Here is a 12,422-nt window from a genome sequence, read left to right as displayed (position 1 = left end):
GGGCCAGTCCGGGTCGTGTTCGCGGGTGACGGTGCAGTATCTCGAAAATGGAACGGATAATCGATTTTTTGCCGAACTGGTTAATTCAATTCATGGGCTGAATGACTCGGGAAACCCTGATTGAATTAGTCGGTTATTATCGAGCGCTTGAAATGCGCGTTTGCCGGCGCCAGTGATTGTTTCTACCGAACGGTGATGCCGATGACGATGCATCGGTGCAATTGCCGACGGCCGCGGCATCACGGTCGAAGTCGCGTTCGGCGCGCGTGAAGCGCTGCGGGAACGGGCCCTGAATACGGCCACGGAAAGCGCTCCCGGGAGCGGGGGCATCGGCGTATCATCCGGTGTTTCGTCAGCCCTATCCAGGCACCCCACCATGACCTCCGTCGACACTACCCCCGTCCTCGACCATGACAAGCTCGTCACCTTCGTCGAGCGCAAGTGGAACGATGAAATTCTTCACGCACTGACCGACTACATCGCGATCCCCGCCAAGAGCCCCGCATTCGACCCCGACTGGGCGAAGCGCGGCTATCTCGAGCGGGTCGTCACCGATGCCGCGCAGTGGGCCGAACGCCAGCCGGTCAAAGGCCTGAAGCTCGAGATCGTGCGTTTGCCCGGCCGCACGCCGGTGATCTTCTTCGAAACGCCCGCGACACGCTCGGGCAGCACCGACACGATCCTGCTGTACGGCCACCTCGACAAGCAGCCCGAATTCGACGGCTGGCGCGCGGACCTCGGCCCGTGGACGCCGAAGTTCGAGAACGGCAAGCTGTACGGCCGCGGCGGCGCGGACGACGGCTACGCGATCTACGCGAGCCTCGCGGCGCTCGGCGCGCTCGACGAGCAGGGCGTCGAACGGCCGCGCTGCGTCGGCCTGATCGAGACCTGCGAGGAGTCGGGCAGCTACGACCTGCTGCCGTACGTCGACGCGCTGCGCGACCGGCTCGGCCAGGTGTCGCTCGTCGTGTGCCTCGATTCGGGCGCCGGCAACTACGACCAGATGTGGCTCACGACGTCGCTGCGCGGGCTGGTGTCCGGCGACCTGCAGGTCGAGGTGCTCGAGGAAGGCGTTCACTCCGGCGTCTTCGGCGGCATCGCGCCGTCGAGCTTCCGCGTGATGCGCCAGCTGTTCGAGCGCCTGGAAGATGCGAAGAACGGCAACCTGCTGCCCGGCGTGTTTCATTGCGAGATTCCCGACAGCCGCGTGCGCGAAGCCGACGCGGCCGCCGCGATCCTCGGCGACGCCGTGTGGAAGGGGCTGCCGTGGGCATGCGGCGCGGACGGCAAGCCGGTGCTGCCGACCACGACCGATCCGCGCGAGGCGCTGCTGAATTCGACATGGCGTCCGTCGCTGTCGGTGACGGGCGCGGCCGGCCTGCCGGCGCTCGCCGACGCGGGCAACGTGCTGCGTCCGCGCACCGCGTTCAAGCTGTCGCTGCGCCTGCCGCCGCTGGTCGATGCCGCACAGGCCGTGCAGCAGCTGAAGGACCTGCTCGAACTCGATCCGCCGTACAACGCGAAGGTCACGTTCAAGCCGGACGCAGGCGCCGCGACCGGCTGGAGCGCGCCGGATCTCGCGCCGTGGCTCGCGTCGTCGCTCGACGCCGCGTCGCGCCGCCACTTCGGCGCGGACTGCGCGTACATGGGCCTCGGCGGTACGATCCCGCTGATGAACGTGCTGCAGGCCGGCTTCCCGTCCGCGCAGTTCATGGTGTGCGGCGTGCTCGGGCCGAAGTCGAATGCGCACGGCCCGAACGAGTTCCTGCACGTGCCGTACGCGAAGAAGCTGACCGCCGCGGTGGCGGACGTGATCGCGTCCGCGCGCTGAGCGTTCGCGCTGCCCGACCCGAACGGATTCAACCGGATTCCACCGGATTCACCCCGACCTCACGGAGCCTTGCCGATGACCGCGCTGCCGACCTCCGATACCGACCCGCTGCGCATGCGCGCCGAACCGCTGCATGCATTCGTCGCGGCACTTTGGGAGCGGGCCGGCAGCAGCGAGCGCGAGGCACGGCTCGTTGCCGATCATCTGGTCGCCGCGAATCTGGCGGGTCACGATTCGCACGGGATCGGGACGATCCCGAACTACGTGGCGTCGTGGCGGGAGGGGCAGTTGCAGTTGAACGGGCACGCGTCGATCGTCCGCGACGGCGGCGCGGTGCTCACGATCGACGGCGGGCGCGGCTTCGGCCAGGTGATCGCGTTCGAGGCGATGGTCGAAGGGATCGAGCGCGCGCGACGCATGGGCATCTGCGCGCTCGGGCTGCGCGACGTCCATCACCTCGGCCGCATCGGGCACTGGGCCGAGCAGTGCGCGCGCTCGGGGCTCGTGTCGTTCCATTTCGTCAACGTGCCGGGCGACCTGCTCGTCGCGCCGCTGCACGGCACCGATCCGCGTTTCGGCACGAATCCGTTCTGCGCCGCGTATCCGCGCGCGGGCCGGCCGCCGCTGCTGCTCGATTTCGCGACGAGCGCGATCGCGTACGGCAAGACGCGGGTGGCATACAACCAGCGCAAGCGCGTGCCGGCCGGGTCGCTGATCGATCATCGCGGCCAGCCGACCGACGATCCGGCCGTCATGCACGAGCAGCCGTTCGGCTCGCTGCTGCCGTTCGGACTGCACAAGGGTTATGCGCTGGCGGCGATGTGCGAGATCTTTGGCGGCGCGCTGGTCGGCGGGCATACGACCTACGGCGGCACGCTGCAGAAGACGAGCGCGATCGTCAACGGGATGCTGTCGGTGCTGATCGATCCGAACGCGTTCGACGCGGCCGACGCGGAGCGCGAAGCCGATGCGTTCGTCGAATGGGCGAAGGCGTCGCCGCAGGCGGGCGATGCGCCGGTGCGGATGCCCGGCGAGCCGGAGGAAGCGAGCCGCGCCGCGCGTGGCGCGGACGGCATTCCGGTCGATCGTGCGACGTGGCGGCAGATCCGCGAGAGCGCGGTGGCCGTCGGTTTCGACGACGCGGAACTCGACATGTGGACGCAGCGCTGCACGGAGCCCGCATGAGTTGGCAATCGGAGAAGGCGCACGGCGAGGAGATCGCGTATCGGCTCGCGCCGCTCGGCAACGTACAGGTCGTGCGGTTCTTCAGCGGCGCCGCGATGCGGCTCGACGGCGTGATGTTCGGCTTCATGTCGCGCGGGTCGCTGTTTTTGCGCGTCGACGACGTGAACCGCCCCGCGTTCGTTGCGGCGGGGATGGGGCCGTTCTCGTACGAGCGTCCCACGCGCACCGTTGCGCTCGAGGGCTATTACGAAACGCCGGCCGACGTGCTCGAGGACGCGGGCGCGCTGTTCGACTGGTGTCGCGGCGCGTATCGCGCGGCGCTGCTGGCGGGGGCGCCGAAGCGCAAGGCGCGGCCGAAGTCGAAGCCGGCGCCGAAACCGGAAACGACGCGCAAGCGCACGTAGCGCCGGGCACCGGGCGTACGGCGGCGCATTTCCTTTTCCTTCCTTTCTTTCGATCCACCGCGGGTGCGCGCAAGCGCCGGGTTTGACGCACCGTATGTTCCGGCTGCTTCACAACGGCGGCCCCGGCGTTTATGATCGGCGCGATCGCGTTCGTGCCCGGCGCGACCCCGAGCCGGTCTCGCCGCCGGCCTCGCGAACGGCGCATCGAAAGCCGCGCGAATGATTCCCCACTCATCGTTCCAGACGGAGATAGCCGATGCTCGTCCTGATTCTCGGTTTAGCGATCTTCCTCGGTGTGCATTCGATTCGGATCGTCGCGGACGGCTGGCGATCCGCGACCATTGAGCGGATCGGCGAGAAACGCTGGAAGGGCCCTTATGCGCTCGCGTCGATCGTCGGTTTCGTGCTGATCATCTGGGGTTACGGCGTCGCGCGCCAGGGCGGGACGCTGCTGTGGGTGTCCCCCGTCGGCGTTCGCCATCTCACCGGCATGCTGACCGCGATCGCATTCGTGCTGATCGCCGCGGCCTACGTGCCGCGCAACCGCATCAAGACGCTCGTCGGCCATCCGATGGTGGCCGGCGTGATGGTGTGGGCGGTCGCGCACCTGCTCGCGAACGGCACGCTGCATGCGGTCGTGCTGTTCGGCGCATTCTTCGTGTGGTCGCTGGTCGATTTCGTCGTGTGGCGCGCGCGCGATCGCCGCGACGGCGTCCGCTATCCGGCCGGCAGGCTGTCGGGCGATGCCGTGACGCTCGTCGCCGGGCTCGTCGTATGGGCCGTCTTCGCGCTGTTCCTGCATGGCCCGCTGATCGGCGTGCGGCCGTTCGGTTGAAGTTGAACGCACACGCCTGCGGGCATTGAAGCGCGGGGCGCGCAAGCCGCCCCGAAGCGCCCGCGACATCGAAGTGGGCGCGTTACTCCGCCGTCGCTCGCCGCACGGACGCTTGCCCGTCGATTGCGCATGCGTCGCGGCCGACGGCGCGCGTGCGTCAGATCGGCTTGGCGAACAGCCCGACGGTCAGCGCGGCGCCGATGCAGACGATCGCGATCCGCAGCACGCGTTCGTTCACGCGGTGCAGCGCCCACGCACCGAGCAGGCCGCCGACGATCGCGCCGCCGCCGAGCGCGAGGGCCTCGCGCCAGTGCAGGTGCGGCGAGGTCAGGAACAGCACGACCGCCGACGCGTTCATCACGCCCGCGAGCGCATTCTTCGTCGACATCGCGTGACGCGGCGACAGGCCCGCCATCGTCAGCGCGGCCATCATCAGGAATCCGATGCCTCCGCCGAAGTAGCCGCCGTAGATCGCGATCAGGAATTGCGAGATCGCGGCGGTGACGGGGCCGATATGCTGCGTGCCGGCGCCGGGCTTGCGGAAGAAACTGCCCCATGCGAACACGACCGTCGCGAACAGCACGAGCCACGGCACGAGGTGCGAGAAGATCGACGACGGGGTTTTCAGCAGCAGCAGGCCGCCGAGCGCGCCGCCGACCACGCTGATCGCGAACAGCGCGCGAAAGGGCAGCTTGCCCGCGCCGCGCACCATGTTCCGGCTCGCCCAGCCCGTCGTGACCTGGCCGGGGAACAGCGCGACCGTCGACGTGATGTTCGCCGCGAGCGGCGACATCCCCGATACGATCAGCGCGGGCAGCGTGACGAATGAGCCGCCGCCCGCGAGGGCGTTCTGCAGGCCGGCCCACAGGCCGGCGATGATGATGAGGACGAGCATTGATGCGGGAGTGCGGAAGTGGCGGGGCGCGCGGGTGCGTGCGTGTGATGGACGCTCGATGGTAATGCAGGATCGCCGCGGCGCAAAGCGGGGCGCGCGGGCCGCGTATCGGGTGCGCAGCGGGCACGGCCGATCGACGTGGATGTTGCATCGGGCATGACGCGCCATCGCGCTTTCATGCCGTCACGGCATCGCGTTCGCGCGTCGCTGTCGCGTCACGCGTTCGGCTGCGCGTCGGCTTCGTCTGCTGGCGCATCGCCTTCGACGTCCGGGTAGACGATCGTTCCGTCGTCCCGGATCACCGCGCCGGTCGTGAGGTGCGCGGGCTCCACGCGATTCGGGCCCATGATGTGCAGCACCGTCTCGCCGCGCGCGATCAGGTAGTCGGACACGATGCGCCGATGACAGCGCCACCACACGGCTTCCGAACACATGATCGCGCAGCGCTGCCGGTGCCCTTGCGCGATCAGCCGGTCGTTGCCTACGCATCTTTGGTGCCGGCCGCGCATGGAAAAGTGTGGACGACAGGCGCAAGCACCATGCCGGCACCCGGCGAGGCTTTCATTTATCCGACGACGCGCGCCCTCATTCTCCCGCTTGCTCTCGTGAAATTGCCGTGCTAATTTTTCATGAAATTATCTGGCGAGAATTTCACGGGAGTCCGCATGTTCGTGCAGTCCGACCGTCACGTCGCAAGCTACTACGCCGGCACTTACCCGGCGCCGATTCCGCGGCGGCCCGAACTGGACGAACGCGTCGACGCCGACGTGCTGGTCGTCGGCGCGGGCTTCAGCGGGCTGCACACGGCGTTGCGCCTCGCGCTTGCGGGCAAGCGCGTGGTCGTGCTCGAGGCGAGCCGCGTCGCGTGGGCCGCATCGGGCCGCAACGGCGGGCAGGCGCTGCTCGGCTGGTCGTGCGACATGCAGCCGCTCGAGGATTCGCTCGGCCGCGACGGCGCGCGCGTGCTGTGGGACAGCATGCGCTGGGCCGCGGCCGAAGTGCGGGAACTGCCCGCGCGGCACGGCTTCGACATCGACTACCGGCCCGGCAGCCTGTGGGCCGCGGTGCGGCCGCGTCGCGTCGCGATGCTCGCGCAGGCCCGCGACGAGGCCGCGCAGCGCTGGGGCTACGACCGGCTGCGCGTGATCGGGCCGGACGAGATGCCCGAGTGGATCGGCAGCGCGCGCTATCTTGCCGCGCTCCACGATCCCGAGGCCGGCCATCTGAATCCGCTGAAGCTCGCACTCGGTCTCGCGCAGACGATCGAACGGGCCGGCGGCCGCATCTTCGAGCAAAGCCGCGTGCTCGACTGTCGCGAGACCGCGGGCGGTCACGTTGCCCGCACCGCGCACGGCGAAGTGCGCGCGGACGTACTGGTGCTCGCGTGCAATGCGTATGTCGACCGGCTCGATCGCGAACTGTCGCGCCGGTTGCTGCCCGTCGGCACCTACCAGGTCGCGACCGCGCCGCTCGCGCCGGACGTCGCACGCTCGCTGCTGCCGCGGAACAGTTGCGTGATCGACAACCAGTTCGTGCCCGACTACTTCCGCCTGAGCCCCGACAACCGCCTGCTGTTCGGCGGCGGCTGCACGTATCTCGGCGGGATTCCGGCCGACATCGCGGCCGCGACGCGCCCGCACCTCGAACGCGTGTTCCCGCAACTGGCCGGCGTACCGCTCGACTACGCGTGGGGCGGCCACATCGACATCAGCATGCGACGCACGCCGGACATCGGCCGTCGCGGCCAGCGCTTCTGGCTGCAGGGCTTCTCGGGGCACGGCGTGTTGCCGACGCTTGCCGGCGCGCGCGCGGTCGCCGATGCCGTGCTCGGTGACGATCGCCTGCTCGCGCAGTATCAGCGCATCCGCAACCCGCGCTTCCCCGGCGGCGATCGTCTCGCCGCGCCGCTGGAAGCGATCGGCAAGGCCTGGTACCGTTTGCGCGATACCGTCTGACGCACCGGAATCCATCATGAACGAACAGGAAGAGATAGAAAGTCTGGCGATCCTGATCCGCGATCTGCGCAAGCATCGCAAGGTCACGCTCAACGATCTCGCGGAACGGATCGGCCGCTCCGTCGGCTTTCTGTCGCAGGTCGAGCGCGGGCTGTCGCGTCCGACGGTCGCAGATCTCACCGCGATCGGCGAGGCGCTCGGCGTGCCGACCACGTATTTCTACAGCCTCAGCAAACCGCGCAGCGTGCCGTGGGTCACGCGGCCCGACGAGCGGCGCACCGTGTATTACGCGGCCGGCATCACGGACATCCTCGTGTCGCCGAACATGCGTTCGCGCTTCTCGATCCTGGAGAGCCATCTCGCGCCCGGCGCGAGCAGCGGCGAGCGCTCCGTCGACGACAGCGACGAGCAGGGCGGCTTCGTGCTCGAAGGCGAGCTGACGATCTGGATCGACGGCGACGACACGCCCGTCACGCTCGGCCCGAACGACGCATTTCAGCTTCCCGCGCACAAGCGGTTTCGTTACGCGAACCTGAGCGATGTGCCGGCACGCGTGATCTGGGTGTTCACCTGAGGTGGTCGGACGGCGGCGCGACGGGGCGTCGCGCCGTGCTGCCGGTTTGCAGTACTGAGCGATAGCGGGCATGTGACGTGCCGCATGCCGATGAGTCCGGTTCGCCGCGCCGCGGCACCGTCATACAAGACATGGAAAGGGTGAGACATGGCTGACGTCGTTCCCGTGCTGGTCGATGAAATCCGCGCATTCCGGCAGGCGCATCCCGAGATCCGTTATGTCGACCTGATCTGTCTCGACCTGCCGGGCCATTTCTACGGCAAGCGCTATCCGATCGATGCGCTCGAGAAGGTCGCATCGGGTTCGCTGCTGAAGCTGCCGCAGAACTGCGTGCTGCTCGGCACGCAGGGCGGTCTCTACAAGATCGGCGACTACTGCTTCAACGACGGCGACCCGGATGCGCCGCGTCGCCTGATTCCCGGCACGCTGAAGCCGGTGCGCTGGGAGCGGCAGCCGCTCGCGCAGATGCTGATCAGCTCCGACGGCACGGATGCGCCGATCGAGTTCGAGCCGCGCGAGGTGCTGGCGCGCGTGCTGCGGCGGTTCGCGGCACGCGGCATCCGGCCGGTCGTCGCGTTCGAGCTCGAGTTCTATCTGTTCGCCGCGCAGCTCGCGGACGGGATGCCGCAGTATCCGCGCGATCGCTTGAGCGACGACCGCGACGACCAGCCGAACATGCACATCGAACGCCTGTCGCGGTTTTCCGACGTGCTGCACGAGATGGTCGAGGCCGCGTGCGAGCAGGGCGTCGACGCGACCGTGATCACGGCCGAGCTCGGGCCCGGCCAGTTCGAGATCAACTTCGGACACACCGACGACGCGTTGCGCGCGGCCGACTGGTCGGCGCTGTTCTGTCGCAGCACGCGCGGCGTCGCGTTGCGGCACGGCTATCGCGCGAGCTTCATGGGCAAGCCGTATCTGCATGCGCCGGGCAGCGGGATGCACGTGCACGTGAGCCTGTACGACGACGCGGGCCGCAACCTGCTCGCCGCGGACGGGCAGAGGCCGCTGCGGCATGCGGTGGCCGGGTGCCTCGAGCTGCTGCCGCACTGCATGCCGGTGTTCGCGCCGAATCACAATGCGTTCCGGCGCTATGGGTCGATGGTGAACGCGGCGAGCCGTGCCAGCTGGGGCTTCGAGGATCGCGATGCGTGCATCCGGATTCCGGAATCGGATGCGCGCAATCTGCGGATCGAGCATCGGCTCGCGAGCGCGGACGCGAATCCGTACCTCGTGCTCGCGGCGATCCTCAGCGGGATGGAGCACGGGCTCGACGCGCGGATCGAGCCGATCGCGCCGCTCAACGACGATCGCGGCAGCGGGATCGATTTTCCGAAGGAGATGCTCTCCGCCGTCGCGGCGATGCAGGATCACGCGGCCGTGCGTGAAGGGCTCGGCAGTGAATTCGTGATGGTGTATTGCGAGAACAAGCGTCAGGAGGAGCTGGATTTTCGCAACGAGATCGGGGCGCGGGAGTATCGGTGGTTTCTGTGACGGCGCGACGCGTGACTTCGCCGTGGGGCGGCGGCAAACCCGACGGGAAATGAACCGAGGGCGTGGCTAGGGAAGCGCACGCCAATAGCGGATCTCTTCGATCGGCACACCGTCGATCTCGAACGTCTTGGCGTCGCGCTCGGCGACGAAACCTTCGCGTTCGTAGAATGCCTTCGCCCGACGATTTTCGACGAGCACCCACAGCGATACCCACCGATGCCCCGCGTCGTGCAGTGATCGGCGCGCATGGGCGACCAGCGCGGCCCCGATTCCCCGGCCGCAATGCGACGGATGCAGATAGATCGCGCCGATTTCGCCCCAGGTGGAATCCTTGTCGGTGTCGCGCGTCGGACCATAGTTGATCCAGCCCCGGAGCTCGCCTTCCGTGAACGCGAGCGCGACGCGTGACTGTTCGGCGTCGAGCACCGCGCGCCAGACGGTGGTGCGCTGTTCGACTGACAGACCGGCGAGATACGAGGCAGGCACGATGCCAGGGTAGGTGGCGCGCCACGATGCGACGTGGATGTCGGCGATGGCCGGTGCATCGACGGACGTTGCGGTGCGGATGTCGATCGTCGTCATGTTCGATGTGATCGATGTGCCAGCGGATTGCCGAATGACGAATGGTGCACAAAAGAAGGTACCGCGCCGCGAATCGACTCACGGCACGGCACCCGGTCAGCCCTTACTCCCCGAGCTTCGCCGTCACGCACCCCGTGCTCGCGCACTCGCGCTCGCGTTCGCGCAGGAACGACAGGCGGGATTGCGTCGCATCGATCGCGCATTGCAGGTTCACGAGGTAGCCGTCGTCGCGCGTTTCGCTGCAGCGGTCGTCGCGCTGCTTCATCCACGCGAGCTGGCCCGTCTTCAGCTTCGCCTGCTGGTCGCCGCTCAACTGCTTGCGCACGCGGCCGTACTCGTCGTTCAGCTCGCGGTCGAGCTGCGAGAACTCGTTGCTGCTGCAGTACACCTGGTCGAACGCGCTGCGCGGTTTGCCGCAGCCGGCCGCATGCGCGGCGAACGGAACGGCGAGCGCAAGCAACGCGCAGGATACGAGCAGATTCTTCTTTTTCATGGCACTCCTCCTCACTGGGTGAAATCCGTTGAAAACCAACGGGCGTTACCTTTACCTGGCCGCCGTACACGTGTCGATCCCGCCCGCGATCGCGGTGGCGAGGCGCTGGATCGTCTCGCGCTGCGCGAGCCGTTTTTCCTCGTCGGGATTGACGATCACGCCGGCCTCGACCAGCACGGCCGGAATCGGCGCGGTGCGCAGCACGACGAGATCGTCGAAGCGGTGGATGCCGAGTTGCGAATCGATCAGCGGACGGTTCTCGCCCTTGATCGGCTGCGCGTGATACAGCGACGGCCGTTCGCCGGCCGCGATCAGCCGCTCGGCGATCGCCTTCGCGCAACGCAGGCTTTCCGCGTAGTGCGGATTGCGCTCCGACACGAACACGGCGAAACCGCGGAATTCGCGTTGCCGACCCGCATCGATGAACTGCTGCTGCATCGAATCGTGATGGATCGACACGAACAGGTTCGCGTCGGGGGCCTGTGTCGCGCGCTGGTCGAGCGCGATCTCGCGGCCGTCGGCCGACGTGCGCAGTACGCGATCGCCGTGCGCGGCGAGTTTCTCCGCGACGGCGGTGGACAGGTCGAGGTTGTATCGGTATTCGACGCGGCCGCTGGCGCCGGTGGCGCCCGGGTGGGCCGGCGTATGGCCGGTATCGACGACGACGTAGCGGCCGGAGGCCGGCTGCCCATCCGGGCTTGCGGCATCGGCCGCATGCAGCGCCGGCGGCACGCCCAGCAGCGGCGCGCACGCGAGCAGGCGCGCGGCGGCGCGCACGAACGGGCGAAGGCGTCGAACGGTTCGGTTTGTCATTGTTGTTGTCGAGGAGGGCATGCGGCGCGTCGTATGGCGCGCACCGTCGGCCTGCTCAATGCAGTCGGAATGTCGCGCGATTATAGCGGTTGCCGGCGGCGCCGCAATGACGAAATGACCGCTGCCGCACGGCGTCGCGTGAGCGACCGGGCCGACAGCGACGGTCGCGCATTCGACGACGCGCTGCACCGATTTCGCGAACGGCTTATGATCGGGCGGTACTACGTCCCCGCGCAGAGCCCCCATGCACATCGCCATCCTGACCTTCGACGGTTTCAACGAACTCGATTCGCTGATCGCGCTCGGTATTCTCAACCGGGTCAAGCAGCCGGACTGGCGGGTTTCGATCGCGAGCCCGACCGCCCGCGTGCGCTCGATGAACGGCGTGACGATCGACGCGCAAGCGTCGCTGCAGGACGCCCGCGACGCCGACGCCGTGCTGGTGGGCAGCGGCGTGCGGACCCGCGACGTCGTCGCCGATGCCGGGTTGATGGCGCAATTGCAGTTCGACCCCGCGCGGCAGTTGCTCGGCGCGCAGTGCTCGGGCACGCTCGTGCTGGCGAAACTGGGATGGCTCGGCGATGTCCCCGCGTGTACCGACCTGACCACGAAGCCGTGGGTGCAGGAAGCCGGCGTGGCCGTGCTCGACCAGCCGTTCGTGGCCAGCGGGAACGTCGCGACCGCCGGCGGGTGCCTGTCGTCGCAGTATCTGGCCGCGTGGTTCATCGCGCGTTTGGCCGGCATCGAGGCCGCGCGCAGTGCGATTCACTATGTCGCGCCGGTGGGCGAGAAGGACGATTACGTCTCGCGCGCGATCGCGAACATTTCGCCGTTCCTCTGATGCGCGCGGCGTCGCGCGTCAGTGCGGCAACGCTTCGGCTTCGGCCCAGCGCTTGAACGAATCGAGACGCCGGCGCGTGTGCACGAGATAGAACGCGCCGATCAGCGGTTCGAGCAGCCAGCGCAGCCAGGACGGCTGCGCGCGGAACTGGTACGTGAACTTCACTTCGGTCGTGCCCGGCGTGCGTTCCGTGAAATTCCAGCTGCCGCTGAAGCGTTCGAGCACTTTCGGCCCGTCGACCATTTCGATGGCCGCGACCTGCGGCGGACGGTACGAGATGTAGCGCGACACCATCGTCGCGCCGGACTGGCTGCGGCAGAACGCGTCGACGCCGACGTCGGCCGTCATCCCGTCGAGCAGATACGCGTCGGCGAGGAAGCTGTCCCACACGAGCCGCCGCGCGTAGTCCTGCGACCACGTGAAGAGGCGTCTGCGATCGACGCCGACGATCCGGCTGACTGAGATCCTCATGATGGATGGCGGGCGCCACGGCGCGGATTGGGATGAAATCGAGTGTACC

Annotated in this window: 13 protein-coding genes and 1 pseudogene; 8 read left to right on the top strand and 6 right to left on the bottom strand. The window is 68.1% G+C overall.

Annotation, left to right across the window (positions count from 1 at the left end; genetic code table 11):
• The first annotated feature begins 376 nt into the window (after positions 1 to 376).
• From ACV22V_RS09630 to ACV22V_RS09615, 4 genes are all read left to right on the top strand, one after another.
• Complete coding sequence (locus ACV22V_RS09630) at positions 377 to 1,831, top strand: M20 family metallopeptidase (RefSeq protein WP_059699136.1); 1,455 nt, start codon at positions 377 to 379, stop codon at positions 1,829 to 1,831.
• Positions 1,832 to 1,906: 75 nt separating this feature from the next.
• Positions 1,907 to 3,016: a malate/lactate/ureidoglycolate dehydrogenase gene (locus ACV22V_RS09625; protein ID WP_448013658.1), complete on the top strand. Its 1,110-nt coding sequence runs from the start codon at positions 1,907 to 1,909 to the stop codon at positions 3,014 to 3,016.
• Complete coding sequence (locus ACV22V_RS09620) at positions 3,013 to 3,420, top strand: TfoX/Sxy family protein (protein WP_059447108.1); 408 nt, start codon at positions 3,013 to 3,015, stop codon at positions 3,418 to 3,420. Before ACV22V_RS09625 ends, ACV22V_RS09620 begins: the two co-directional genes overlap by 4 nt.
• 256 nt (positions 3,421 to 3,676) lie before the next feature.
• The gene (locus ACV22V_RS09615) at positions 3,677 to 4,255 is read left to right on the top strand and encodes an NnrU family protein (RefSeq protein ID WP_448013657.1); all 579 of its coding nucleotides are present in this window, start codon (positions 3,677 to 3,679) and stop codon (positions 4,253 to 4,255) included.
• 157 nt (positions 4,256 to 4,412) lie between these two features.
• Here ACV22V_RS09615 and ACV22V_RS09610 read toward each other — a convergent pair whose 3' ends face one another.
• Both ACV22V_RS09610 and ACV22V_RS09605 read right to left on the bottom strand, forming a co-directional pair.
• Positions 4,413 to 5,150, bottom strand: coding sequence for a sulfite exporter TauE/SafE family protein (locus tag ACV22V_RS09610; RefSeq protein WP_448013656.1), 738 nt, complete (start codon positions 5,148 to 5,150; stop codon positions 4,413 to 4,415).
• A gap of 215 nt (positions 5,151 to 5,365) precedes the next feature.
• Positions 5,366 to 5,632 (bottom strand): annotated as a pseudogene (locus ACV22V_RS09605) (DUF488 family protein); the annotation flags it as partial.
• 183 nt (positions 5,633 to 5,815) lie between these two features.
• On the opposite strand from ACV22V_RS09605, the gene ACV22V_RS09600 reads away from it, so the two are divergent.
• From ACV22V_RS09600 to ACV22V_RS09590, 3 genes are all read left to right on the top strand, one after another.
• The gene (locus ACV22V_RS09600; protein ID WP_448013655.1) at positions 5,816 to 7,105 is read left to right on the top strand and encodes an NAD(P)/FAD-dependent oxidoreductase; all 1,290 of its coding nucleotides are present in this window, start codon (positions 5,816 to 5,818) and stop codon (positions 7,103 to 7,105) included.
• 16 nt (positions 7,106 to 7,121) lie between these two features.
• Positions 7,122 to 7,679, top strand: coding sequence for a helix-turn-helix domain-containing protein (locus ACV22V_RS09595; RefSeq protein ID WP_059526860.1), 558 nt, complete (start codon positions 7,122 to 7,124; stop codon positions 7,677 to 7,679).
• A gap of 147 nt (positions 7,680 to 7,826) precedes the next feature.
• Positions 7,827 to 9,173 carry a glutamine synthetase family protein gene (locus ACV22V_RS09590; RefSeq protein ID WP_059699131.1) on the top strand — a complete coding sequence of 449 codons (1,347 nt, stop codon included), beginning with the start codon at positions 7,827 to 7,829 and terminating at the stop codon, positions 9,171 to 9,173.
• Between the two features lie 66 nt (positions 9,174 to 9,239).
• Here ACV22V_RS09590 and ACV22V_RS09585 read toward each other — a convergent pair whose 3' ends face one another.
• The 3 genes from ACV22V_RS09585 to ACV22V_RS09575 form a co-directional block, all read right to left on the bottom strand.
• Complete coding sequence (locus tag ACV22V_RS09585; protein ID WP_448013654.1) at positions 9,240 to 9,755, bottom strand: N-acetyltransferase family protein; 516 nt, start codon at positions 9,753 to 9,755, stop codon at positions 9,240 to 9,242.
• A 103-nt stretch (positions 9,756 to 9,858) separates the two neighbouring features.
• The gene (locus ACV22V_RS09580) at positions 9,859 to 10,248 is read right to left on the bottom strand and encodes a lysozyme inhibitor LprI family protein (protein ID WP_059692116.1); all 390 of its coding nucleotides are present in this window, start codon (positions 10,246 to 10,248) and stop codon (positions 9,859 to 9,861) included.
• A 51-nt stretch (positions 10,249 to 10,299) separates the two neighbouring features.
• The gene (locus ACV22V_RS09575) at positions 10,300 to 11,061 is read right to left on the bottom strand and encodes an N-acetylmuramoyl-L-alanine amidase family protein (RefSeq protein WP_448013653.1); all 762 of its coding nucleotides are present in this window, start codon (positions 11,059 to 11,061) and stop codon (positions 10,300 to 10,302) included.
• Positions 11,062 to 11,305: 244 nt separating this feature from the next.
• Here ACV22V_RS09575 and ACV22V_RS09570 point away from each other — a divergent pair, with 244 nt between their 5' ends.
• Positions 11,306 to 11,902 (top strand): DJ-1/PfpI family protein, encoded by a 597-nt coding sequence (locus tag ACV22V_RS09570; RefSeq protein ID WP_448013652.1) that lies wholly within the window; start codon positions 11,306 to 11,308, stop codon positions 11,900 to 11,902.
• 18 nt (positions 11,903 to 11,920) lie between these two features.
• Here the strand turns inward: ACV22V_RS09570 and ACV22V_RS09565 are convergent, their stop codons facing one another.
• A complete protein-coding gene (locus ACV22V_RS09565; protein WP_059692120.1) occupies positions 11,921 to 12,373 on the bottom strand; it encodes a type II toxin-antitoxin system RatA family toxin in 453 nt (150 codons plus the stop codon).
• Positions 12,374 to 12,422 lie beyond the last annotated feature (49 nt).

This window comes from Burkholderia sp. AW33-5, from assembly GCF_053427615.1.
The sequence above is the reverse complement of the archived record's forward strand: the minus strand, read 5'-3'. Positions and strand labels throughout refer to the sequence as shown.